Annotated in this window: 20 protein-coding genes; 11 read left to right on the forward strand and 9 right to left on the reverse strand. The window is 70.2% G+C overall.

What is annotated here, in order from left to right; translation table 11 throughout:
- Window positions 1-24: 24 nt before the first annotated feature.
- The 6 genes from ureA (at window position 25) to ABZZ20_RS15315 (ending at window position 7,592) form a co-directional block, all read left to right on the forward strand.
- Window positions 25-801, forward strand: coding sequence for an urease subunit gamma (gene ureA, locus ABZZ20_RS15290; RefSeq protein WP_356869873.1), 777 nt, complete (start codon window positions 25-27; stop codon window positions 799-801).
- A complete protein-coding gene (locus ABZZ20_RS15295; RefSeq protein WP_356869874.1) occupies window positions 798-2,540 on the forward strand; it encodes an urease subunit alpha in 1,743 nt (580 codons plus the stop codon). The genes ureA and ABZZ20_RS15295 overlap by 4 nt, the downstream gene beginning before the upstream one ends.
- Before the next feature lie 11 nt (window positions 2,541-2,551).
- Window positions 2,552-3,595, forward strand: a complete 1,044-nt coding sequence (locus tag ABZZ20_RS15300; protein WP_356869875.1) for an agmatine deiminase family protein — start codon at window positions 2,552-2,554, stop codon at window positions 3,593-3,595.
- A 29-nt stretch (window positions 3,596-3,624) separates the two neighbouring features.
- The gene (locus tag ABZZ20_RS15305) at window positions 3,625-4,233 is read left to right on the forward strand and encodes a TetR/AcrR family transcriptional regulator (RefSeq protein WP_356869876.1); all 609 of its coding nucleotides are present in this window, start codon (window positions 3,625-3,627) and stop codon (window positions 4,231-4,233) included.
- 282 nt (window positions 4,234-4,515) lie between these two features.
- On the forward strand, window positions 4,516-6,147 hold the full coding sequence (gene cimA / locus ABZZ20_RS15310; RefSeq protein ID WP_356869877.1) for a citramalate synthase: 1,632 nt from the start codon (window positions 4,516-4,518) through the stop codon (window positions 6,145-6,147).
- Between the two features lie 125 nt (window positions 6,148-6,272).
- Window positions 6,273-7,592 carry a hypothetical protein gene (locus ABZZ20_RS15315; protein ID WP_356869878.1) on the forward strand — a complete coding sequence of 440 codons (1,320 nt, stop codon included), beginning with the start codon at window positions 6,273-6,275 and terminating at the stop codon, window positions 7,590-7,592.
- A gap of 35 nt (window positions 7,593-7,627) precedes the next feature.
- Here the strand turns inward: ABZZ20_RS15315 and ABZZ20_RS15320 are convergent, their stop codons facing one another.
- Window positions 7,628-8,239 carry a YceI family protein gene (locus ABZZ20_RS15320; RefSeq protein ID WP_356869879.1) on the reverse strand — a complete coding sequence of 204 codons (612 nt, stop codon included), beginning with the start codon at window positions 8,237-8,239 and terminating at the stop codon, window positions 7,628-7,630.
- Window positions 8,240-8,493: 254 nt separating this feature from the next.
- Here ABZZ20_RS15320 and ABZZ20_RS15325 point away from each other — a divergent pair, with 254 nt between their 5' ends.
- Complete coding sequence (locus tag ABZZ20_RS15325) at window positions 8,494-10,077, forward strand: acyl-CoA carboxylase subunit beta (protein WP_356869880.1); 1,584 nt, start codon at window positions 8,494-8,496, stop codon at window positions 10,075-10,077.
- Window positions 10,078-10,112: 35 nt separating this feature from the next.
- Entirely contained in the window at window positions 10,113-10,319 is a 207-nt protein-coding gene (locus ABZZ20_RS15330) for an acyl-CoA carboxylase subunit epsilon (protein WP_356869934.1), read from the forward strand.
- Between the two features lie 197 nt (window positions 10,320-10,516).
- Here ABZZ20_RS15330 and ABZZ20_RS15335 read toward each other — a convergent pair whose 3' ends face one another.
- From ABZZ20_RS15335 to ABZZ20_RS15370, 8 genes are all read right to left on the reverse strand, one after another.
- Complete coding sequence (locus ABZZ20_RS15335; protein ID WP_037792108.1) at window positions 10,517-11,098, reverse strand: ATP/GTP-binding protein; 582 nt, start codon at window positions 11,096-11,098, stop codon at window positions 10,517-10,519.
- Window positions 11,079-11,636, reverse strand: coding sequence for a DUF742 domain-containing protein (locus ABZZ20_RS15340; RefSeq protein ID WP_356869881.1), 558 nt, complete (start codon window positions 11,634-11,636; stop codon window positions 11,079-11,081). Before ABZZ20_RS15340 ends, ABZZ20_RS15335 begins: the two co-directional genes overlap by 20 nt.
- A 93-nt stretch (window positions 11,637-11,729) precedes the next feature.
- Window positions 11,730-12,143, reverse strand: coding sequence for a roadblock/LC7 domain-containing protein (locus tag ABZZ20_RS15345; protein WP_008739857.1), 414 nt, complete (start codon window positions 12,141-12,143; stop codon window positions 11,730-11,732).
- 10 nt (window positions 12,144-12,153) lie between these two features.
- Window positions 12,154-15,333 (reverse strand): nitrate- and nitrite sensing domain-containing protein, encoded by a 3,180-nt coding sequence (locus ABZZ20_RS15350; protein ID WP_356869882.1) that lies wholly within the window; start codon window positions 15,331-15,333, stop codon window positions 12,154-12,156.
- 334 nt (window positions 15,334-15,667) lie between these two features.
- Window positions 15,668-16,249, reverse strand: coding sequence for an ATP/GTP-binding protein (locus tag ABZZ20_RS15355; protein WP_356869883.1), 582 nt, complete (start codon window positions 16,247-16,249; stop codon window positions 15,668-15,670).
- The gene (locus ABZZ20_RS15360) at window positions 16,230-16,625 is read right to left on the reverse strand and encodes a DUF742 domain-containing protein (RefSeq protein WP_048475965.1); all 396 of its coding nucleotides are present in this window, start codon (window positions 16,623-16,625) and stop codon (window positions 16,230-16,232) included. Before ABZZ20_RS15360 ends, ABZZ20_RS15355 begins: the two co-directional genes overlap by 20 nt.
- Window positions 16,626-16,776: 151 nt before the next feature.
- Window positions 16,777-17,190: a roadblock/LC7 domain-containing protein gene (locus ABZZ20_RS15365; RefSeq protein ID WP_008739864.1), complete on the reverse strand. Its 414-nt coding sequence runs from the start codon at window positions 17,188-17,190 to the stop codon at window positions 16,777-16,779.
- A gap of 9 nt (window positions 17,191-17,199) precedes the next feature.
- Window positions 17,200-20,847 carry a nitrate- and nitrite sensing domain-containing protein gene (locus ABZZ20_RS15370; protein ID WP_356869884.1) on the reverse strand — a complete coding sequence of 1,216 codons (3,648 nt, stop codon included), beginning with the start codon at window positions 20,845-20,847 and terminating at the stop codon, window positions 17,200-17,202.
- A gap of 566 nt (window positions 20,848-21,413) precedes the next feature.
- Here ABZZ20_RS15370 and ABZZ20_RS15375 point away from each other — a divergent pair.
- From ABZZ20_RS15375 to gltX, 3 genes are all read left to right on the forward strand, one after another.
- The gene (locus ABZZ20_RS15375; RefSeq protein ID WP_356869885.1) at window positions 21,414-21,596 is read left to right on the forward strand and encodes a hypothetical protein; all 183 of its coding nucleotides are present in this window, start codon (window positions 21,414-21,416) and stop codon (window positions 21,594-21,596) included.
- Window positions 21,597-21,683: 87 nt separating this feature from the next.
- Window positions 21,684-22,490, forward strand: coding sequence for a fumarylacetoacetate hydrolase family protein (locus ABZZ20_RS15380; RefSeq protein WP_356869886.1), 807 nt, complete (start codon window positions 21,684-21,686; stop codon window positions 22,488-22,490).
- Complete coding sequence (gene gltX, locus ABZZ20_RS15385; protein ID WP_356869887.1) at window positions 22,483-23,964, forward strand: glutamate--tRNA ligase; 1,482 nt, start codon at window positions 22,483-22,485, stop codon at window positions 23,962-23,964. Before ABZZ20_RS15380 ends, gltX begins: the two co-directional genes overlap by 8 nt.
- The last annotated feature ends 61 nt before the right edge of the window (window positions 23,965-24,025 follow it).

Below are 24,025 nucleotides of genomic sequence, written 5' to 3' on the forward strand. Positions count from 1 at the left end.
CGACTCAAAAGGTGGTGGATCGGCGTGCGGCTGACCCCTACGGAGCGCGACCGGCTGCTGCTGCGCAGCGCTGCGGAACTGGCCAGGGCCCGACGGGCCCGCGGCCTCAGGCTCAACGTGCCGGAGGCCACCGCGCTCGTCGCGGACACGGTCTGCGAGGCCGCGCGCGACGGCAAGCGGCTGGCGGAGGCCATCGAGGAGGCCCGCAGCGTGCTGGGCCCGGACGACGTCCTGCCCGGTGTCACCGACGTGGTCACCGAGGTGCACGTGGAGGCCGTCTTCGACGACGGTTCCCGCCTCGCGGTGGTCTCCGACCCGATCCGGGGTGCGGTGTCGCTCGGCGAGGGCGCCCCGGGAGCGGTCCTGCCCGGCCCGGGCGCTCCCCAGCCCGAACCGGCGCTGCACCTGTACGTGCGCAACACGGCCTCCGTGCCGGTGAGCGTCACGTCCCACTTCCACTTCTTCGAGGCGAACCCGCGCCTCGACTTCGACCGCGCGGCGGCCTACGGCATGCGCCTGTGCGTGCCGGCGGGCTCATCCGTACGGTTCGACCCGCACGGCGGGGGAGAGGTCGGCCTCGTCCCCATCGGCGGGGACCGCATCGCCATCGGCTTCGCGGGATTGGTCGACGGCCCGCTGGACGCCCCGGGCGCCAAGTCGCTCGCGCTGGAGAGGGCGGCGGCGTGCGGCTACCTGGGCGCCGCCGGCCCGGACGGCGGGGCCCCGGCCTCCCCGATCACCCCGGCCGGCCGGGCCGGCCGGGCTGACGTCACCGACCGCCCGGAAGGGACCCCGGCATGAGCCGCCAGACACCGCACACCGACCACAGCGCGCACTGCGCGCCCGGCAGTCGGCACATCGACCCGCACGAGTACGCCGCCGTCTTCGGCCCCCGGGCCGGGGACCGGGTCCGGCTCGGCGACTCGGGACTCACCGTCCGGGTCGAGTCCGACGCCCAACTGCCCGGGGACGAGTTCCTGGCCGGCTTCGGCAAGACGGCCCGCGACGGCCTGCACCTGAAGGCCGCCGCCGTTCGGGACACCTGCGACGTCGTGATCAGCAACGTCCTCGTCATCGACGCCGTCCTCGGCATCCGCAAGGTCTCCATCGGCATCCGCGAGGGTCGCATCCATGCGATCGGCCGGGCCGGCAATCCCGACACCCTCGAAGGCGTGGACGTCGTCGTCGGCACCGGTACCTCGATCGTTTCCGGCGAAGGCCTGATCGCCACCGCCGGCGCCGTCGACACCCACGTCCACCTGCTCTCCCCGCGCATCATGGAGGCCTCGCTCGCCGCGGGCGTCACCACGGTCATCGGCCAGGAGTTCGGCCCGGTCTGGGGCGTCGGCGTCAACTCCCCGTGGGCCCTGCGGCACGCCTTCAACGCCTTCGACGCCTGGCCCGTCAACATCGGCTTCCTTGCCCGCGGCTCCTCCTCGGACGCCGCTCCGCTGGTCGAGGCCCTGGCCGAGGGCGGCGCGTCCGGCTTCAAGGTGCACGAGGACATGGGCGCGCACACCCGGGCCCTGGACACGGCGCTGCGGGTGGCCGAGGAGCACGACGTACAGGTCGCCCTGCACAGCGACGGCCTGAACGAGTGCCTCTCCGTCGAGGACACCCTGCGCGTCCTGGACGGGCGCACCATCCATGCCTTCCACATCGAGGGCTGCGGCGGCGGGCACGTGCCCAACGTGCTCAAGATGGCGGGCGTGGCGAACGTCATCGGCTCCTCCACCAACCCCACCCTGCCCTTCGGCCGGGACGCGGTCGCCGAGCACTACGGCATGATCGTCTCCGTCCACGACCTCAAGCCGGACCTCCCCGGCGACGCCGCCATGGCCCGCGACCGGATCCGTGCGGGCACCATGGGCGCCGAGGACGTGCTGCACGACCTGGGAGCGATCGGCATCACCTCCTCCGACGCCCAGGGCATGGGTCGCGCGGGCGAAACGGTCCGCCGCACCTTCGCCATGGCCGCCAAGATGAAGGGCGAGCTCGGCCCGATGGAGGGCGACGGCGAGGGCGACGACAACGCCCGCGTCCTGCGCTACATGGCCAAGCTGACCATCAACCCGGCCATCGCCCACGGTCTGGCCCACGAGATCGGTTCCATCGAGGTCGGCAAGCTCGCCGACATCGTGCTGTGGCGCCCGCAGTTCTTCGGCGCCAAACCGCAGCTCGTCCTCAAGTCCGGCTTCCCCGCGTACGGGGTCACCGGCGACCCCAACGCCGCCACCGACACCTGTGAACCGCTGGTCCTCGGACCGCAGTTCGGCTCGTACGGGACCACCGCCGCCGACATCTCCGTCGCCTTCGTCTCCGCCGCCGCGGCGGCTCTCGGCGCCGACCGGATGCCGACCCGCCGCCGCCGGGTGGCCGTCCGCGGCACCCGGGGCATCGGCCCCGAGGACCTCCTCCTGAACTCCCGGGTGGGCGCGGTCGACGTGGATGCCCGCAGCGGCCTCGTCACCCTCGACGGTGACCCCCTGCGCTCCGAAGCGGCCGACTCGGTCTGCCTCAACCGTCTGTACTTCCTGTAAGGACCCGATTCATGACCATGCCGACGAAGCCCGCTGCCGACGGATTCCGGATGCCCGCCGAGTGGATGCCCCACGAGCGCACCTGGATGGCCTGGCCCAGCCCCAACCCGACCTTCACCAACGAGCAGGAGCTCGCCGAGGCCCGCAAGGCCTGGGGAGCCGTCGCCCGCGCGGTCCGCGCGTACGAACCCGTGACCCTCGTGGTCTCGCCGGGTGACGCGGAGAACGCCCGCGAGCACGTCGGCGAGGACGTCGAGCTCGTGGAAACGGAGCTCGACGACGCCTGGATGCGGGACATCGGCCCGACCTTCGTCACCAACGGTGCGGGCGAGCTGGCAGCCGTGGACTGGACCTTCAACGGCTGGGGCGCCCAGGAATGGGCCCGCTGGGACCACGACTCGAAGATCGCCCGGCACGTCTCGGACCTCGCCGGCACCCGTACCTACAGCACCCCGCTGGTCAACGAGGGCGGTGCCATCCACGTGGACGGCGAGGGCACCGTCCTGCTCACCGACACCGTGCAGCTGGGCAAGGGCCGCAACCCCGACTGGACCCGTGAGCAGGTCGAGGCCGAGATCCACGCGCACCTGGGCACGACGAAGGCGATCTGGCTGCCGTACGGGCTGGCGGGTGACTACGGCACCTACGGCACGCAGGGGCACGTGGACATCGTGGCCGCCTTCGCCCGGCCCGGCGTGGTGATGGTCCACACCCAGCCCGACCCGGCCCACCCGGACCACGAGCGCTGCAAGACCATCGCCGCCATCCTGCGCGCCTCCACCGACGCACAGGGCCGGCAGCTGGAGGTCGTGGAGGTCCCCGCGCCGACCGTGCTGGAAGAGGACGGCGAGTGGGTGGACTACTCCTACATCAACCACTACCTGTGCAACGGCGGCGTGGTGCTGTGCTCCTTCGACGACCCGCGCGACGAGCGGGCCGCCGAGATCTTCCGAGGCCTGTTCCCCATGCGGACCGTGACCCTCGTCGACGCACGTACGATTTTCGCCGGGGGTGGCGGTATCCACTGCATCACCCAGCAACAGCCGAAGGCCTGACCCGAGGCGGATCGACGAAGGAGTGCCCCATGGCGGAGGGTGGAGTACGCGCGGCGCGGAAGAACGCGCCGCCGCGCGAGGACGTACTCGTCGCCGCCATGGCCACGATCGCCGAGCGCGGCCTGGACGGCCTGACCATGGCCGGCCTGGGTCGCCAGGTCGGTATGAGCAGCGGCCACCTCCTCTACTACTTCGGCAGCAAGGACGAGCTCCTGCTCCAGACGCTGGAGTGGAGCGAGGCGGCCCTGGGTGTCGAGCGACGGGCACTGTTGTCCCGCCGCGGCTCGGCGCGCGAGCGCCTGGAGGCCTACGTGGACCTGTATGTGCCCGAGGAGGCCCGGGATCCGCACTGGACCCTGTGGCTGGAGGTCTGGAACCGCTCGCAGAACGCCGGCCCCCGGGAGCGCGACCGGCAGGCGGCCATCGAGGGCGCCTGGCACCGCGACCTGGTGGCGCTCCTCGCCGAGGGCATCTCGCGCGGGGAGTTCCGGCCGGTGGACCCCGACCGCTTCGGGGCCCGGCTGCGGGCGCTGCTCGACGGGTTCAGCATCCAGGTGGCCGTCGGCCTGCCCGGGATCGGGCGGGCGGACATCCTGGCCCACGTCTCGGAATTCCTCGATGAGTCTCTCGTATCGTGAGACGTACCCCTCATGAGGTGAGACGGTATGACACACTGCGGACGTGCCTGCTCAGCTCATGATTATGGACAGCAGCGCGCCGGTCCGCAGTGGCCGCTGAACCGTGGAAGAACTTCGCGGAGGCGGCCACCGTGCCCCAGACCCGCGCGCAGACCTCTCGCACCCGCGAGAGGTCTTTTCGTTTCCCGGCTCCATTCCTGCCGGGACACGACCGCGCGCGATGATTGGGGGCAGTGGATCCCGGGTATCCGGAACCACTCATCCGACAGGAGTCAGATCAGCATGACGACGACAGAGGCGACGGTGCAGGCGCAGAACCCCGCCGACGACACAGACAGCTTCCACGTCTTCGACACCACCCTGCGCGACGGCGCCCAGCGCGAGGGAATCAACCTCACCGTCGCGGACAAGCTGACGATCGCCCGACACCTGGACGACTTCGGAGTGGGCTTCATCGAGGGCGGCTGGCCGGGTGCCAACCCCCGCGACACCGAGTTCTTCGCCCGTGCCCGCGCCGAGATCGACTTCAAGAACGCCCAACTGGTCGCCTTCGGCGCGACCCGGCGGGCCGGCGGCTCGGCGGCCGAGGACCCGCAGGTGCGGGCCCTGTTGGAGTCGGGCGCCCCGGTGATCACCCTGGTCGCCAAGTCCCACGACCGGCACGTCGAGCTCGCCCTGCGCACCACGCTGGAAGAGAACCTCGACATGGTCCGGGACACGGTCTCCCACCTCGTTGCCCAGGGCCGGCGCGTCTTCGTCGACTGCGAGCACTTCTTCGACGGGTACCGGGCCAACGCCGAGTACGCCAAGTCGGTCGTGCGCACCGCCCACGAAGCCGGCGCCGACGTCGTCATCCTGTGCGACACCAACGGCGGCATGCTCCCGGCCCAGGTGACCGCGGTGGTCGCGACCGTGCTCGCCGACACCGGCGCGCGCCTGGGCATCCACGCCCAGGACGACACCGGCTGCGCCGTCGCCAACACCCTCGCCGCCGTCGACGCGGGCGCCACGCACGTCCAGTGCACCGCGAACGGCTACGGCGAGCGGGTCGGCAACGCCAACCTCTTCCCGGTCGTCGCCGCGCTGGAGATCAAGTACGGGCGCCGGGTGCTCCCCGTCGGCGCGCTCGCCGAGATGACCCGCATCTCGCACGCCATCGCCGAGGTCGTGAACCTGACCCCGTCCACCCACCAGCCGTACGTCGGCGTCTCCGCCTTCGCCCACAAGGCGGGCCTGCACGCCTCGGCCATCAAGGTCGACCCGGACCTGTACCAGCACATCGACCCCGAACGGGTCGGCAACACCATGCGGATGCTGGTCTCCGACATGGCCGGCCGCGCCTCCATCGAGCTCAAGGGCAAGGAGCTCGGGGTCGAGCTCGGCGGGGACCGCGCGCTGGTCTCCCGGGTGGTCGAGCGGGTCAAGGAGCGCGAGCTCTCGGGCTACACGTACGAGGCCGCCGACGCCTCCTTCGAGCTGCTGCTGCGCGCGGAGGTCGAGGGCCGGGCCCGCAAGTACTTCCGTACGGAGTCCTGGCGCGCGATCGTCGAGGACCGCCCGGACGGCACCCACGCCAACGAGGCCACGGTGAAGCTGTGGGCCAAGGGGGAGCGGATCGTCGCGACCGCGGAGGGCAACGGCCCGGTCAACGCGCTCGACCGCGCGCTGCGGGTCGCCCTGGAGCGCTTCTACCCCCAGCTGGCCAAGTTCGAGCTGATCGACTACAAGGTCCGCATCCTGGAGGGCAAGCACGGCACGGAGTCCACGACCCGCGTGCTGATCTCCACGACGGACGGCAGCCGCGAGTGGTCCACGGTCGGCGTCGCCCAGAACGTGATCGCGGCTTCCTGGCAGGCCCTGGAGGACGCCTTCACGTACGGACTGCTGCACGCGGGCGTGGAACCAGCCGAGTAGCCGTCGCCGTGTCCACGGTTCGCGGGGCTCCGGCCTGCGGACCGTGGGCGGAGGGGGCGTTCGGCGAGTGCGGGGTTTATGTCCTGCTCACACAGGAAAATGCCGGTTCCGGTAGCGTCGCATGTATGAGGACCAGGCTGATCTCCGTACTGTCCGGCCTACTGCTGGCCCTGTCCGCGACCGCGCTCGTGGTCGCCCCCCAGGCATCCGCGGCCACCGGACCCGCTGCCGTGGCGGAGGCCCTCAAGCAGGGCCCGGTGTACGTCGACCCCCGCGCCGAGGCACAGCTGCCGAAGGACCGCGCGGACGCGCTCGCGAAGAAGATCAAGGATGCCGGGAAGCCGGTCTTCGTCGCCGTGCTGCCGGCCACCTCGGAGTTCCCCGCCGAGAGCGTGCTGCGCACGGTCCGGGCCGAGACCGGGATCACCGGCCTCTACGCGATCCGACTCGGTGACGGGTTCAACGCCGGTGCCGACAAGGTCGTCATGCCCACCAATGCGGTCCGCAACCTGACCGACGCCGTGAAGGCGGGCGGGCCGGTGGACGCGTCCACGCAGCTGAACAACTTCGTGGACCAGGCCCTGGCGCAGGCCAAGGGCAGGGCTCCGGCTTCCTGGGGCAGCGGCGGCGGTGACGACGGCGCCCCGGTCGGCGGGCTGATCGTGCTCGGCGCGGTGGCGGTCGTCGGCGGCGGCGGTGCGTACGCCCTGGTGCGTCGCAACCGGCGGAAGAAGGAAGAAGAGGAGCGCGCGGCCATCGAGAAGCTGCGCGTGGTCGTGGACGAGGACATCACCGCCTTCGGCGAGGAGCTCGACCGGCTGGACTTCCACCCCGGTGAACCCGGCGCCGACGACGCCATGCGCACGGACTACGCACAGGGCCTCGACGCGTACGAGAAGGCCAAGGACATCATGGCCTCGGTCCAGCACCCCGAAGAGGTCAGGGGCGTCACCCAAGCCCTGGAGGACGGCCGGTTCGCGCTGGCCAGCCTGGACGCCCGGCGTCAGGGCAGGCCGCTGCCCGAGCGCCGTCCGCCCTGCTTCTTCGACCCGCGGCACGGGCCGAGCACGGAGGACACCGACTGGGCTCCGGCCGGCGGGGCGGCCCGTACGGTCCCGGTGTGCGCCGCTGACGCCGTCCGGCTGCGCGAGGGCAAGGACCCCATGGTCCGTACGGTCGACACCGATTACGGACCGCGCCCCTACTACGACGCGGGCCCGGCGTACGGCCCCTGGGCGGGCGGATACTTCGGCGGCGGCATGCTGCCCGGCCTGCTCGTGGGCACGATGCTCGGTTCGATGATGATGTCCGGGCCCGCCTACGCCTCCGACATGGGCGCCGGCTACGACGGCGGGGACTACTCCGGTGCCGACTTCAACCCCTCTGACTTCGGGGGAGGGGACTTCGGCGGTGGAGGCGGGTTCGACGGCGGGGGCGGCTTCTAACGGCCGCCCCCGGGCCCGGCGGTCCAAGGCCTGCCTCAGGCCTGCTTGATGGCCGAGATGTCGAAGGTGAGCTTCACCTTGTCGCTGACCATGACGCCCCCGGCCTCCAGTGCGGCGTTCCACGTCAGGCCCCAGTCGGAGCGCAGGATCTCGGCGGAGCCCTCGAAGCCGACGCGCTCGTTGCCGTAGACGTCGGTGGCCGAGCCGTTGAACTCCAGGTCGATCGAGAGCGGGCGCGTGACGTCCTTGATCGTCAGCTCGCCGGTGATGCGGTACTTGTCGCCGCCGAGCTGGGCCGCCTCGGTGGAGCGGAAGACCATCAGCGGGAAGACGTCGGCGTCGAAGAAGTCCGCGCCGCGCAGGTGGCCGTCGCGGTCGGCGATGCCGGTGTCCACGGACGCGACCTTCACCTCGATGGAGGCGGCGGAGCGGGACGGGTCGCTGCCGTCGAGCTGGAGGGTGCCCGCGTAGTCGGCGAAGCTGCCGCGGACGTTGGTCACCATGGCGTGGCGCACGGTGAAGCCGATGCTGCTGTGGGCGGCGTCGATGGTGTAGTCGCCGGTGAGGGCGGCGAGGGCCGGGTCCACCGCAAGGGTGGCGACGGCGCTGTTCGTGTTCTCCTGGCTGCGGCGGGTGAAGATGCCCATGACGTGCTCCTCGGTCGTTTCCTGCTTGGTTGGTTGAACCTTCAACGAGAATGACGTTAGACCCATTCCGTTCAAATTTCAACATCTAGGCAGAGTGTCAGGCCGCTTTATGGACACTCCACAAAGGACGAAGGTCCCCCCTGGTGGTGTTCGTGCATCACGTGGCGGTTCTGTCCGGGGCGGACAGCGGAACACACCCGAGACTGTGCGGAACCAACGGAGGTTTTTCATCGAGCGCTTCGTAAGGTCGGTACATGACCGTTGTGGACCAGACCCCGAGCGAGCCGACGGACGCCCGCGGGCGCGTGGCCGAGCTGCATTCCCTGCGCGAGCAGGCGCGGCGTGGACCCAGTGACCGGGCGACCGAGGCGCAGCACGCCAAGGGCAAGCTGACCGCGCGCGAGCGGATCGCCCTGCTGCTCGACGAGGGTTCCTTCAAGGAGGTCGAACAGCTGCGCCGGCACCGGGCAAGCGGTTTCGGCCTGGAGAGCAAGAAGCCCTACACCGACGGTGTCGTCACCGGCTGGGGCACGGTCGAGGGCCGCACGGTCTTCGTCTACGCACACGACTTCCGGATCTTCGGCGGCGCGCTGGGCGAGGCTCACGCCACGAAGATCCACAAGATCATGGACATGGCCATCGCGGCCGGTGCCCCGCTGGTCTCCCTGAACGACGGTGCCGGCGCCCGCATCCAGGAGGGCGTCTCCGCGCTCGCCGGTTACGGCGGCATCTTCCAGCGCAACACCAGGGCCTCGGGAGTCATCCCGCAGATCTCGGTCATGCTGGGTCCCTGCGCGGGTGGCGCGGCGTACTCGCCGGCCCTGACGGACTTCGTGTTCATGGTCCGCGAGACCTCGCAGATGTTCATCACCGGCCCCGACGTCGTCCGCGCCGTCACCGGTGAGGAGATCTCCCAGAACGGCCTCGGCGGAGCGGACGTGCACGCCGAGACCTCCGGCGTGGCGCACTTCGCGTACGACGACGAGGAGACCTGCATCTCCGAGGTGCGCTACCTCATCTCGATGCTGCCCTCGAACAACCGGGAGAACCCGCCGGTCCACGAGACCTCCGACCCGGCCGACCGGCGCTCGGACGTCCTGCTGGACCTGGTTCCGGCGGACGGCAACCGCCCGTACGACATGCACAAGGTCATCGAGGAGCTCGTCGACGAGGGCGACGTCCTGGAGATCCACGAGCGTTGGGCCCGCAACATCATCTGTGCGCTGGCCCGCCTCGACGGCCAGGTCGTCGGCATCGTCGCCAACCAGCCCCAGACGCTCGCCGGTGTCCTGGACATCGAAGCCTCCGAGAAGGCCGCGCGCTTCGTCCAGATGTGCGACGCCTTCAACATCCCGATCATCACGCTGCTGGACGTCCCCGGCTTCCTGCCGGGCGTCGACCAGGAGCACGGCGGCATCATCCGGCACGGCGCGAAGCTCCTGTACGCGTACTGCAACGCCACGGTCCCGCGGATCTCGCTGATCCTGCGCAAGGCCTACGGCGGCGCGTACATCGTCATGGACTCGCAGTCCATCGGCGCGGACATCACGTACGCCTGGCCGACGAACGAGATCGCGGTCATGGGCGCCGAGGGCGCCGCCAACGTCATCTTCCGCAAGCAGATCGCGGAGGCCGAAGACCCGGAGTCCATGCGTGCGCGCATGGTCAAGGAGTACAAGGCCGAACTGATGCACCCGTACTACGCGGCCGAGCGCGGCCTCGTCGACGACGTCATCGACCCGGCGGAAACCCGCGAGACGCTGATCAGCGCCCTCGCCATGCTCCGCAACAAGCACGCCGATCTGCCGTCCCGCAAGCACGGCAACCCGCCGCAGTAACGAGCGAAGGAGACCTGCCACCCATGAGTGTGCGTCTGACGAACAGCGCCGCCGACACCCTGCTGCGCGTGGAGAAGGGCAACGCCGAGCCCGAGGAGCTGGCCGCGATCACCGCGATCCTGCTGGCCCGCGCCGCGGCCACCCCCGAGGGCCGCCCGGCGCACCGCATCGGCTCCCAGGCCCGCTGGCGCCGCCTGGAGCGCACGCCCGGCTTCCGCGCCCCGCACAGCTGGCAGGGCTGACACCAGCTGCTCCGGCCGACGGCCGCTCCCCGAATCCGGACCCCGCCCCCTCGTGGGCCGGGTCCCGGTTCGGGGGGCGGCCGTCGGTCGTTGTGCCGCCCCGGGAGCGGGAAGCCGCACCGAGCGGGGAAAGCCGGAACGCCGGGACCCGTGGCGGGTCCCGGCGTTCCGGACGGGGAGGAGCGGCCTCGCGGCTGCTACCGAAGCCGGGCCATGAGGGCGTGCTCGACGAGCGTGATGAGCGCGCTCTTGGCGTCCGCGCGGTGGCGGGCGTCGGTGGTGATGATCGGGGCGTCCGGGCCGATCTGCAGGGCCTCGCGGACTTCCTCCGGGGTGTACGGCTGGTGTCCGTCGAAGCCGTTGAGGGCGATGACGAACGGCAGACCGCTGTTCTCGAAGTAGTCCACGGCCGGGAAGCAGTCGGCGAGGCGGCGGGTGTCGACGAGGACGACCGCGCCGATGGCACCGCGGACGAGGTCGTCCCACATGAACCAGAAGCGGTCCTGACCGGGGGTACCGAAGAGGTACAGGATCAGGTCCTGGTCCAGCGTGATGCGGCCGAAGTCCATGGCGACCGTGGTGGTCGTCTTGTCCCCGGTGTGGGTCAGATCGTCGATGCCGGCGGACGCGCTGGTCATAACGGCTTCGGTGCGCAGCGGGTTGATCTCGGAGACCGCGCCGACGAACGTGGTCTTGCCCACGCCGAAGCCGCCCGCCACCACGATCTTCGCGGAGGTGGTGGAGCGAGCCGCTCCGCCGTTAGAGCTTGCGAAGTCCACTGAGCACCCTTTCGAGCAGTGTCACATCTGGCTGGCCGCCGGCAGACTCGTCGCCGCCGGGCTGGTGAATGGCGACAAGGCCCGCCTCCGCCAGGTCGGCGACGAGAATACGGGCGACACCAAGAGGAATGGAGAGAAGTGCCGAGATCTCCGCGACGGATTTGATCTCCTGGCACAGACGGCAGATGCGCTGGTGCTCGGGCAACTGCCCTTGCAACCGAGCGGGATCGGCCGTGGTACTGACCAGCGCCTCGATGGCGAGCTGGTAGCGCGGCCGGGTACGGCCGCCGGTCATCGCGTACGGGCGCACCAGCGGGTTGTGGGCCTTGGGTGCCTGCTGCTGCGAACCCCGGAAGGGCTGCTGCGAAGGCCTGTGGGGCGGCTGTGCCTGCTGGGGCTGGCCGTACGGCTGCTGCTGGTAGGGATTGTGCTCCGGAACCTGCCGGCTCGGGGCGGAGGGGAAGTTGAAGCGGTTCTGGTCGTGCCCACCCTGCGGCTGCTGCGCGCCGCCATAAGGATGTCCTCCGGGTGTTGTCACGTTTCCTCCTCCGACTCCAAGAACGCAGTACTCCCTGTGGAACCGCGCCACCGCACCCTATGGTGCGATGACGCGAAACGCACTGCCTGTCTGCTAGTTGAGAAGACTTCCCTGCAGCTCCGAGCGCAGTTCCGGGGTGAGAACACTGCCCGCTCGGTCCACGAGGAGGGCCATCTCGTAGCCCACGAGGCCGATGTCGCACTCGGGGTGCGCGAGCACCGCGAGCGAAGATCCGTCCGAGACGGACATGAGGAAGAGGAATCCCCGGTCCATCTCGACCACGGTCTGGTTGACGGCGCCACCCTCGAAGATGCGGGAGGCTCCCGCGGTCAGCGACGTCAGACCGGAGGCCACGGCCGCCAGCTGATCGGCGCGGTCGCGCGGGAATCCGTCGGACATCGCCAGAAGAAGGCCGTCGGCGGAGACCACCACCGTGTGGGACACCCCGGGGGTGTTGTCCACGAAGTTGGTGATCAACCAGTTCAGGTTCTGTGCCGCCTGGCTCATCGGGCTCACACTAACGCTCCTGGTCATAGCTGTTACTTGACTGCTCAGAACCCGCATTGCGTCCCTGCTGGACACCGCGGCGCAGGTTGCTCAACCTGCCACGGACGTCCTCCGGTGCGCGGGAGACCTGGGGGCCGCCCTGCGGGGTCGTCTCCGCCGCGCCCTCGACCAGGTTGGCCTTGGGCACTCGCCGAGGGAGACCGGACGGGGTGATCCCGCCCGCCTTCGGCTCACGAAGTTTGGCGGCCTGCTGCCAGCGCTCGTCGTTGTTCGAGCGCCAGTCGGCGCCGCCTTCCTCGTCCTGCTCCGGGGCGGCGGGCTGCTGCTTGCGCTGCGGCCGCTGCTCGAAGAGGGATCCGGAGGACTCCGCTTCCTTCTGTCCCGGCTGCCACTGCTGCTGGCTGCCGCGGCGCGGCAGGCCCGCTCCGGTCACTTCGTGGCCGGTGTCGGCAGCGGCGCCCGGACGGTCGAAGCCTACGCGTTCCGCAGCGGGTTCGGGAGCGACCTGGGATTCCGATTCGGTCCCGTAGTCCTGCTGGTAGGTGCCGGAGAAGGTGTTCTGCTCGGGCCACTCGGCGTGCTGGGGCTGGGATGCGTAGCCACCATCGTAGGCCGGGGTGCCCTGCTGCCGATCCTGATATCCGGCTTCCGGATAGGCATAGTCCTGCTGAGGGTACGCCTCATAGCCCTGCTGGGCCTGGTGGGCCTGCTGGGAGTCGTACGAAGTGTCGTAACCCTGTTCGGGCTGCTGCTCGTACTCCTGGTACGGCTGGTACCCGTGCTCCGGCTGGGGTTCCACATACTCCTGTTCGGAGTACTCGCCCTGGTCCTGCCCGTAGCCCACCTGGGCCTCAAGGGCGGCACGGCGCTCCTGCTGGCTCAGGGACCGGCCGACCGGGTTCAGCCCGGCGGCGTCGGGGCCCTGGTTGTCGTAGCGGGAGTCGTCGAAGCCGAGCTCGGCGGCCGTGCGCAGCGGGGCGCTCTGCTGCGCCTGCTGCTCCGGGATCATCGAGGAGACGGTGAAGTCGTCGTCCGGGATCCCTTCGCCACCACCACCGTGGGTGATCGCGTCGGGGAGCATGACCAGCGAGGTGGTGCCGGCGGCCTCGCCCGAGGGGCGCAGCTGGACCCGGATGCTGTGGCGGTCCGCCAGCCGGCCGACCACGAAGAGACCCATGCGCTGGGAGATCGCGGCGTCCACGGTCGGCGGGTTGGCCAGCTTGTGGTTGATGTCCGCGAAGTCCTCGGCGGTGAGGCCGATGCCCTTGTCGTGGATCTCGACCATGACGCGGCCGTCGGGCAGACGCGTGGCGTTCACGCGGACCTTGGTCTGCGGGGAGGAGAACGTGGTGGCGTTCTCCAGCAGCTCGGCGAGCAGGTGCACGAGGTCGGTCACGGCCTGGCCGTGGATCTCGGCCTCGGAGACGCCCGAGAGCTCGATGCGCTCGTACTGCTCCACCTCGGAGGACGCGGCGCGCAGCACGTCGACGAGGGGGACCGGCTGGTCCCAGCGGCGACCCGGTTCCTCACCCGCGAGGATGAGGAGGTTCTCGCCGTTGCGGCGCATGCGGGTCGCGAGGTGGTCCAGGCGGAAGAGGTTCTCCAACTGGTCCGGGTCGGCCTCGTTGTTCTCCAGGTCGGTGATGAGGGTCAGCTGGCCCTCGATCAGCGACTGGTTGCGCATGGAGAGGTTGGTGAAGATCGCGTTGACGTTGCCTCGCAGGAGCGCCTGCTCGGCGGCGAGCCGGACGGCCTCCCGGTGGACCTGGTCGAAGGCGCGGGCGACCTCGCCGATCTCGTCCTGGGAGTCGATCGGGATCGGGGCGACACGGGTGTCGACCTTGCCCGGGTCGGTGCGCGAGAGCTGGTCGACGAGCATCGGCAGGCGCTGCTCGGCGACGTCGAAGGCGGCGGTGCGCAGGCGGCGCATCGCGCGGCTCATCTGGCGGGCCATCATGCCGGCCAGGATGAAGGCGGCGAGCAGGGCCACGACCACGATGGCGCCGGTCCAGATGGCGGCGTTGCGGGCGTCGTCGGAGACGGCGACGGAGTCGTTGACGGCCTTGGCGAGGAGGTCCTTCTCGACCTCGGCGTAGCCCTCGAACTTGGCGGTGGCGGCGGCCTGCCAAGCCTGGGGCGTGGTGCCGCCCGCGGCCAGCTTGGTCTTGTTCTCGCCGCTGGCTATCGCCTCGGTCATGCCGGTGAGCGCGGAGTCGTTGACCACAGGAGGAGTCTTGAAGGGGGTGCCGGCCTGCTCGGCCTGCTGCTTGGCCGCGGCGAGCTTGACAGCGCCTTCCTGCTTCTTCTGCGCCATGACCTCCTTCAGCCGGCTCACGTCGTCCTCGGTGCCCGCCGCGACGTACTCGCCGATGGCAATCTCTTCGAGGTAGGCGTACGAGGAGAAGGCGACGAGCTGGGCCTTGCGGACTTCCTCGTTGTCGCTCGGGCGCACCAACAGGTGCGTGCCGATGGACCGCTGGAGCGACTCCGCGGCCTTGGCCAGCTCGACCGCGTAGACCATGCGGCCGTAGCTGGTCACGTTGCCGGTGCCGAGACCCAGTTCGTTCGAGAACGTCATGAGGTAGTGCTGGACCAGCAGGTAGCCGTCTTCGGTCGGGATCGGACCGTACGAGCTGGGCGGGTTCTTCTTCGCCGTCTCCGGAGTCACGTAGGCCGACTTGCGGACGGCCTCCAGCTTCGGCTCCTCCTGACGGAAGAGCTGCAGTCGGCGTTCCAGGCTCTGGTTGTCCGGGAGGTCCTTGGCCGCCTCGGCGAACTTGGCCTTGGCCGCGTCCGTGGCCGCGTAAGCCTTCACGACGGCGTCGTTGTTGCGGTCGCCCTTGAGGAGCGGCTCGGCCGTGAGGTCGCGCTCGTTGAGGAGGGCCTGACCGTATTCGGCCGCGGCCTGGACGATGCGGGCCGTCTTCTCGGCGTCCTTGGCCTCGTTCCAGGTGTCGACGGAGCCCTTCACCTGGAAGCCGCCCATGACCAGTCCGACGAGGACGGGCACGAGCAGAATGGCGTTCAGACGGGTCGGCACGCGCCAGTTGCGGGGCGAGAACCTGCTGGTGCTGCCGCTCTTCGCCGGTGGGTCGACGGGTACGTCGACGGGCGACGCGGCCGCGCGCGGCGGCGGGGTGAAGTTGCCGCGCGCGGTTTCATCCGCGGGGCTCGAGTTGCTTCGCCTCACTCGACCAACAACCTCTCGGCGGTGCTACTAGCTAGTTAGTTGAATTCCAGCACGGTTAACGGCCGTGTTCCAAACAGTTGAAATCAGCCATTCCCAGAACCTTATGCCCCACATAAATCGGACATAAAGAGCGAGCTGCGGCAAAAATGGGCCGAGTTGTGAGCGCAGCGGCACCGTCCGAACGCACCCTGTGCCCAACTGGCGACAATTCTCTGTCGAAACGTTATGAACGAGGAGGGCGGGCCGTGTCCTATGACACAGCCCGCCCTCTCCTCGTTGTGAAGAACCGGTGTTACTTGAGCGGTCCCACTTGAGCCGCCAACGCGGAGTCGTGTTACTTGAGTCGGGCCATGAGGGCGTGCTCGACGAGCGTGATGAGCGCGCTCTTGGCGTCCGCGCGGTGGCGGGCGTCGGTGGTGATGATCGGGGCGTCCGGGCCGATCTGCAGGGCCTCGCGGACTTCCTCCGGGGTGTACGGCTGGTGCCCCTCGAAGCCGTTGAGGGCCACGACGAACGGCAGACCGCTGTTCTCGAAGTAGTCCACGGCCGGGAAGCAGTCGGCGAGGCGGCGCGTGTCGACGAGGACGATGGCACCGATGGCACCGCGGACGAGGTCGTCCCACATGAACCAGAAGCGGTCCTGACCGGGGGTACCGAAGAGGTACAGGATCAGGTCCTGGTCCAGCGTGATGCGGCCGAAGTCCATGGCGACCGTGGTGGTCGTCTTGTCCCCGGTGTGGGTCAGATCGTCGATGCCGGCGGACGCGGACGTCATGACGGCCTCGGTGCGCAGCGGATTGATCTCCGAGACGGCCCCGACGAACGTGGTCTTGCCCACGCCGAACCCGCCCGCCACCACGATTTTCGCGGAGGTGGTGGAGCGGGCGGTTCCGCCACTAGAGCTTGCGAAGTCCACTGAGCACCCTTTCGAGCAGCGTTACATCCGGCGTGCCGCCGGCCTCTCCATTGCCCGGCTGGTGGATGGCCACCATTCCGGCCTCGGCCAGGTCGGCCACGAGGATCCGGGCGACACCGAGCGGCATCGACAGCAGTGCGGAGACCTCCGCGACCGACTTGACCTCGCGGCACAGCGTGCAGATGCGCTGGTGCTCGGGAAGCAGGCCGGACAGGTGCATCGGATCGGCCGTGGTGCTGACCAGTGCCTCTATGGCGAGCTGGTAGCGGGGCCTGGTCCGTCCGCCGGTCATCGCGTACGGGCGAACGAGCGGCTGGTCGCCTTCCGAGTACGACGAGTCGCCGTACGAATCGGAGTAGGCGGGGGGCGGGGTCATTGATCCTCCGGGCTGGACAGCAGTGGTCAGCGTGCCGTCTGACGGGGCGGCCGGTGGGGGGACGGTATGACGGCCTGGCGGTGGTACTGGGTTCCGGGGCGGGGGCCCCGGTCCCCCGGCCGGAAGTACCGTCCGGCCGGGAGATGGGAGGTCAGATGAGCAGGCTTCCCTGAAGCTCCGCGCGCAGGTCCGGGGTGAGGACGCTGCCGGCGCGGTCCACGAGGAGGGCCATCTCGTAGCCGACGAGGCCGATGTCGCACTCGGGGTGCGCGAGCACCGCGAGCGAGGAACCGTCCGAGACGGACATGAGGAAGAGGAATCCCCGGTCCATCTCGACCACGGTCTGGTTGACGGCGCCACCCTCGAAGATGCGGGAGGCTCCCGCGGTCAGCGACGTCAGACCGGAGGCCACGGCCGCCAGCTGATCGGCGCGGTCCCGGGGGAAGCCTTCGGACATCGCCAGAAGGAGGCCGTCGGCGGAGACCACCACCGTGTGGGACACCCCGGGGGTGTTGTCCACGAAGTTGGTGATCAACCAGTTCAGGTTCTGTGCCGCCTGGCTCATCGAACTCAACTAACGCTCCTGCTGGTAAGTGGGGTCGATGTGGTAACTGCCGGTCGCCGGGCCGTTGGTGCCGGCCTGACGACCCTGCTGGATACCGCGTCGGAGGTTGGTCAGGCGGCCACGGACGTCGTCCGGTGCTCGCGAGACCTGCGGACCCGACTGTGCGTCGGCCTGCTGCTGCGCCGTACCGGCCACGAGGTTCGCCCGCGGTACCCGGCGGGGCAGCCCCGAGGTGGTGATGCCGCCGGCGGCGGGTTGACGCACGCGCTCGGCCTGCCGCATCAGCTCGTCGTTCGGCGAGGAGCGCCAGCTGACGGTCGGCGTGCTGCCGGTCGTCGCCTGGGCGGGCTCGACCGCCTGCTCCTGGCCGCGCTGCGGCTGCTGCGGGCGCTGCTGGGGAGCCGGGGTCGACTGCTGCGGCTGCTGGGGTACGGCCGGCACATGACCGGAGGACTGCTGGCCCTCCTGGTGGAACCAGTTCGACTCCAGCGTGTCGAAGATCGGGCTGCGCTCGTTGCCGAGGCTCGGGGCCGGCGGGAGCGCCTCGGGCTGGTGAGCCTGGGGCAGCTGCGCGGCCTGGGGCTGCTGCGGGGCGAATCCACCGACACCGGGGCCGCCGGGCCGCGGGGCCTGGTGGTCCGGACGGGCGAACTGCCCGGTGGTGGACGGGTCCGCGAGCCCGCGCAGCTCCGGGCGCTCGAACTGCCCGGTGGTGGACATGTCCTGCCCGGCCGGCGGCAGCGGCGCCCTCATGTCGGGACGCTCGAACTGGCCGGTCGTGCTGTTGCCGGCCTGCGGGCGCGGGGCGTCGAAGTCCGGACGGGCGAACTCGGCCGTCGAACCGGGTCCCGACAGCTCGTCGTGGCCGCGCGGCACCTCCTGACCGCCGTGGCGCGCCTGGTCGGCGCCCCAGCTGGTGGTCTGCTGGATGCCGGCGGACGGGCCGCCCGTACCCGGGAGTTCCGCGCGGGGGGCGCCACCGCGCGGCGGCAGCTGCGGCCGGGAGCCGCGGGAAGCCGGGGCGGTGGGCGCCTGGGCCGAGGGCACCGGGCCGGTGGGAGCGGGCTGCTGCTGCGGCTGAGGCCGCTCGAAACCGTTGCCCTGCGGGAATCCGGTCGAGCCGGAGGACGCGGGCGGGGTCGTCGGACGGGACGGGGGAGCACCGGCCGGACCCCGGCCCGGCAGCGGAGCACCGCCGCCGAAGGCGCCCTGGCCCTGGCCCTGCTGACCGGTCGGAGCCGCCGGCATGCCGGGCATGCCCGGACCGCCCTGCGGACGCCCGCCGGGAGCCCCCTGCTGGGGGCGGCCGCCCTGCGGACCGCCGTCGCGCCCCGGCAGGGCGTTGCGCTGGCCGCCGGGAACCTGGCCGCGCTGGGGGCCGGAGCCCACGGGCTGGCGTGCGCCGCCGCCCGGGACGGAACCCTGCGCGGGCGCACCCGGACCGCCCTGCGGACCACCGGCGCCCGGACCGCCCTGACCCGGCTTCTTGCCGCCCTGGGCGACGTCGACCGGCAGCATGACGAGGGCCGTCGTACCGCCCGAGTCGGACGGGCGCAGCTGGATGCGGATGCCGTGTCGCAGGGACAGGCGGCCGACCACGAACAGGCCCATGCGGCGGGAGACGGACACGTCCACGGTCGGCGGCGACGCGAGCCGCTCGTTGATCGCGGCGAGGTCCTCGGGGGACAGGCCGATACCGGTGTCGTGGATCTCGACGAGCACGCGGCCGTCGGGCAGCGCGTGACCGGTGACCTTGACCTTGGTCTGCGGGGAGGAGAACGAGGTGGCGTTCTCCAACAGCTCGGCGAGCAGGTGCACGAGGTCGTTGACGACGCGGCCGGCGACGTCGGTGCCGGGTACCGACGCGAGTTCGATGCGCTCGTACTGCTCCACCTCGGACGCGGCGGCACGGAGCACGTCGACGAGCGGGACGGGACGGGTCCACCGGCGGCCCGGCTCCTCGCCCGCGAGGACGAGGAGGTTTTCGCCGTTACGGCGCATGCGGGTCGCGAGGTGGTCGAGCTTGAAGAGCGAGGACAGCTGGTCGGGGTCGGCCTCGCGCGACTCCAGCTCGGAGATGAGCGAGAGCTGGCGCTGGATGAGACCCTGCGAGCGGCGCGAGAGGTTGGTGAACATCGCGTTGACGTTGCCCCGGAGGAGGGCCTGCTCGGCTGCGAGGCGGACGGCCTCGCGGTGCACGTCGTCGAAGGCCGCGGCCACCTGGCCGATCTCGTCGCGGGTGTGCAGACCGACCGACTCCACGGACGTGTCCACGTCCTGCGGGTCGGACTCGGACAGCTGCTTGACGAGCTCGGGCAGTCGGTCCTGGGCGACCCGGGTCGCGGTGTCCTGCAGGCGGCGCAGCGAGCGGATCATCGAGCGGGCCATGACGAAGGCGCCGACGAGGGAGACACCGAGGACGAGGAGGATCAGCGCACCGTTGATGATGGCGTCGCGCTGCGACTCGTTCTTGAGCTCGCGGGCCTTCTGCTCCATGTCCTCGAGCAGGGTGAGCTCGATGACCTTCATCGCCTGGAGCTTGGTGTCGTCCGCGTCGTACCAGTCCATCCAGGACCGGTTCTTCTCCTTGGAGAACTGCCCCTGGGTGCTCAGGACGCGTCGGGCGTAGTGGTCGGCGGTGCCGATCTCCGTGTTGCCGTCGCCGAGCGCCGCGAGGAGCTCCTCCGGCTTGCCCTGGTAGACGAGTTCGAACGTCTTCTTCGACTGGCTCTCGCCGCGCAGTGCGGAGAGCGCGTACAGACGGTCGTTCTCGGTGAGGAGGCCCGGGCGGTCGCCGCTCTCGGGGAGCGAGGCGGCGATGACGGCGCGCTGGATCGAGGCGTACTCCTTGGCGGAGGAGAAGGCTGCCAGCGCACGCGTACGCTTGATCATCTCCGGGCTGGAGGTGGCCTGCGCCATGTCCTGGGACAGCGAGAGCAGCGAGACGATCAGCGCGTTGTACTCGGTGACGGTCTGCTGGGCGCCGTTTTGGTACGCCTTCTTGCGGATTTCCTCGATGCCGGTGAGCTGGCGGCCGATCTGCAGGATGTTGTTGCGGATCGACTTGAGGGTCTCGTCCTTGTCCTCCGCGCTGTCGACCTTGTCGGTCGCGGCGGCGAAGGCCTTGGCAGCGGCGTCGGTCTGCTCGCGGACGCCCACGACGAGGCTGCTGGGCTTGCCGTCCCTGGCGACCGACAGCGGACCGGCCGATTTGTCCCGCTCCTCCTGGAGCATGGCGGCCAGGTTGGTGGCCTGCCGGGTCATCGTCGTCAGCAGCTGCATGTGCTCCAGCTGTGCGATGTCGTTGAGCGAGTCGTTGATGCGGAAGCCACCGAGCGTGGTGGCCGCGACGACCGGCAGGGTCAGCAGCGACACGAGTCGCGTGCTGATGCGCCAGTTCTGCAAGCCGAGGCGGGACCCGGGCCCACTGGGGGCCTTCGGTATCGCCACGTCCGTGTCGGCCGACTCATCGCTCTTCGCCTTGCCCTTGGGCTTGAGGCGTGCCTTGGCCTTCACCGTGGCGGAGGAGTCGGTACCCGCGCCTGCGACAGCCGGCCCGCGGTTCTGGGCGTGCTGGGGCGAGGAGCCACGGTCGGTCCCGCCGCGCGGCTCCTGCTCCGCCGCAGCGCTGCCATCCCTCTTGATTCGTCCCTGCACTAGCGTCGCAACCTCTGGACCAGGCGTCCCGCCGGGCGACCGGTGGGACGGTGTCGAGTCGTGGGGCACTGCGCGCCCCATGGTGGTCGTCGGTGACCGGCGCGTCTCCCTCTCCGTGCCGCCGCGCGCGGCGCTGTGTCGCGCCACCTGCGCGCCGGCTGTTCCCGCGGCGGTCCCGCGAATTCCAGCACAGTGGCGGATCTCCAACAAGGTGCGCGTGTCGGCCTGGAGAGTCGGTCACTTTTCGTGACCGCGGCACTACGCGATGTGGTGAGCCTTTCGGTAGGAATCGGACTTACGTCATCCAAACGCGGCTGCTGGCAAGGTGTCCCAGTCGAGATGATCAGCAGCGGAATGACTCATTCAGTGGCGCAATGTCCGTTTCCTCACTCGAAATTGACTGTCCATAATGCCCACATTGTCTGGTCACGGGTGAGCAAACTCACACACCCGTGGCCATTACTTCCCGGTTCAGGCGGGGAATCGGATGTTTAGCCTTGCCCTTTACAGGGTTGACGGATCCGACAACCCCCACCCGACGACCGAGCCGAGGGCCCGAGACACCCATGAAGACGACGATGATGTTCCGCAACATAGCCAACCCCCGCCGCACCACCCTCGCGCACCTGAAGGACGCCGAGGAGCTGCAGGCGACCGAGGCTCCGGAGCACGCCGTCGAGCTGCCCTCCCAGACCGCGAACCCGCGCCGCACGATCCTGATGGACGCGCCGGTGTCCGCCGCGCAGTAAAAGGAGCGCGAAGCGCCGCTGCCCGCCGCGTTAGCCTGGAGACCGCAGACTCCAGCCAGCGGAAATACAGAGGGGCAGACGCAACACGTGCGCATCGCCAGGTTCTCCATCGACGGCAATGTCGCGTTCGGCGCGGTCGAGGGCAGCACTGCCCCCGGCGCCGAGGGTGAGCTCGTCCTCGACATCATCAAGGGCATTCCGTTCGCGGACTTCGAGCTCTCGGGCACGAAGGTCCCGCTGAGCAAGGTCCGGCTGCTGCCGCCCGTGCTCCCGAACAAGGTCGTGGCCATCGGCCGCAACTACGCGGAGCACGCGGCGGAGCTCGGCAACGCCGTCTTCGATGAGCAGGGCCGCCCCGAGGCGCCCCTCACCTTCTTCAAGCCCTCCACCTCGGTGGTCGGCCCGGGCGACCCCATCACGTACCCCTCCTTCTCGCAGGACCTCCACCACGAGGCGGAGCTCGCCGTGGTCATCGGCCGCATGTGCCGCGAGGTCCCGAAGGAGCGCGTCAAGGACGTGATCCTCGGTTACACCTGCGCCAACGACGTCACCGCGCGCGATGTCCAGCAGCGCGAGAAGCAGTGGGCCCGCGCCAAGGGCTTCGACAGCGCCTGCCCCCTCGGCCCCTGGATCGAGACCGACCTCGACCCGACCGACCTGACCATCCAGTGCACCGTCAACGGCGAACAGCGCCAGCTCGGCCGCACCAGCGACATGATCCGCTCCATCGAGGACCTCGTCGTCCACATCACCGAGGCCATGACGCTGCTCCCGGGCGACGTCATCCTCACGGGGACCCCGGCCGGAGTCGGCCCCCTCAACGTCGGCGACGAGGTCGCCGTCACCATCGAAGGCATCGGCACTCTCACCAACAAGGTGATCAAGCGTGGCTAACGCGAACGTCCGCGTACGTTTCTGTCCCTCCCCGACCGGCAACCCCCACGTGGGCCTGGTCCGGACCGCCCTCTTCAACTGGGCGTTCGCCCGCCACCACGGCGGTACGTTCGTCTTCCGCATCGAAGACACCGACGCGGCCCGCGACTCCGAGGAGTCGTACGACCAGCTCCTCGACTCGCTGCGCTGGCTCGGCTTCACCTGGGACGAGGGTCCCGAGGTGGGCGGCCCGCACGCCCCGTACCGCCAGTCGCAGCGCATGGACCTCTACGCGGACGTCGCCAAGAAGCTCAAGGACGCCGGCTACGCGTACGACTGCTACTGCACCACCGACGAGCTGGACGCGCGCCGCGCCGCCGCCCGCGCCGCCGGTAAGCCCTCCGGCTACGACGGCCACTGCCGCGAGCTGACCACCGTGCAGTTGGAGGCGTTCCAGGGCGAGCACCGCTCCTCCATCGTCCGCTTCCGGATGCCCGACGAGCCCATCACCTTCACCGACCTGGTGCGCGGCGAGCTGACCTTCACCCCGGAGAACGTGCCGGACTTCGGCATCCTGCGGGCCAACGGCGCGCCGCTGTACACGCTCGTCAACCCGGTCGACGACGCGCTGATGGAGATCACCCACGTGCTGCGCGGCGAGGACCTGCTGTCCTCCACCCCGCGTCAGATCGCGCTGTACAAGGCGCTGATCGAGCTGGGCATCGCCAAGGGTGTCCCGGAGTTCGGCCACCTGCCGTACGTGATGGGCGAGGGCAACAAGAAGCTCTCCAAGCGCGACCCGGAGAGCTCGCTCAACCTGTACCGCGAGCGCGGCTTCCTCCCCGAGGGCCTGCTGAACTACCTCTCGCTCCTCGGCTGGTCCTTCTCCAAGGATCAGGACATCTTCTCGATCGAGGAGATGGTGGCGAAGTTCGACATTCCGGACGTGAACGCGAACCCGGCGCGCTTCGACCTCAAGAAGGCCGAGGCGATCAACGCCGACCACATCCGGCTGCTGGACCCGAAGGCCTTCGCGGACGCCTGCACCCCGTGGCTGCGGGCTCCGCACGCGAACTGGGAGCCGGAGGACTTCGACGCCGAGGCGTGGGCGGCCATCGCGCCGTACGCCCAGACCCGCGTGACCGTCCTGTCGGACATCACCGCCAACGTGGACTTCCTCTTCCGCAAGGAGCCCGTCGAGGACCAGGCGTCCTGGGACAAGGCGATGAAGGGCGACCCGGCGGCCCTGCTGACGACCGCCCGCGCCAACCTGGAGGCGGCCGACTGGAGCGATCCCGAGTCGCTCAAGCAGGCCGTCCTGACCGCCGGCGAGGCCCACGGCCTCAAGCTCGGCAAGGCCCAGGCGCCCGTGCGCGTGGCCGTCACCGGCCGCACGGTCGGCCTGCCGCTCTTCGAGTCCTTGCAGATCCTCGGCAAGGAGCGCTCGCTGGCGCGGATCGACGCGGCCCTGGCCAAGCTGGCCGCCGCCGCTTAGGCACGACCTCGCCCTGCTGACGCCGGCAGGGACCCCGCCCGCAGGGGGTGGCCCCCGGAGA

Source organism: Streptomyces sp. NPDC006430 (genome assembly GCF_040612395.1).
Taxonomy (GTDB): Bacteria; Actinomycetota; Actinomycetes; order Streptomycetales; family Streptomycetaceae; genus Streptomyces.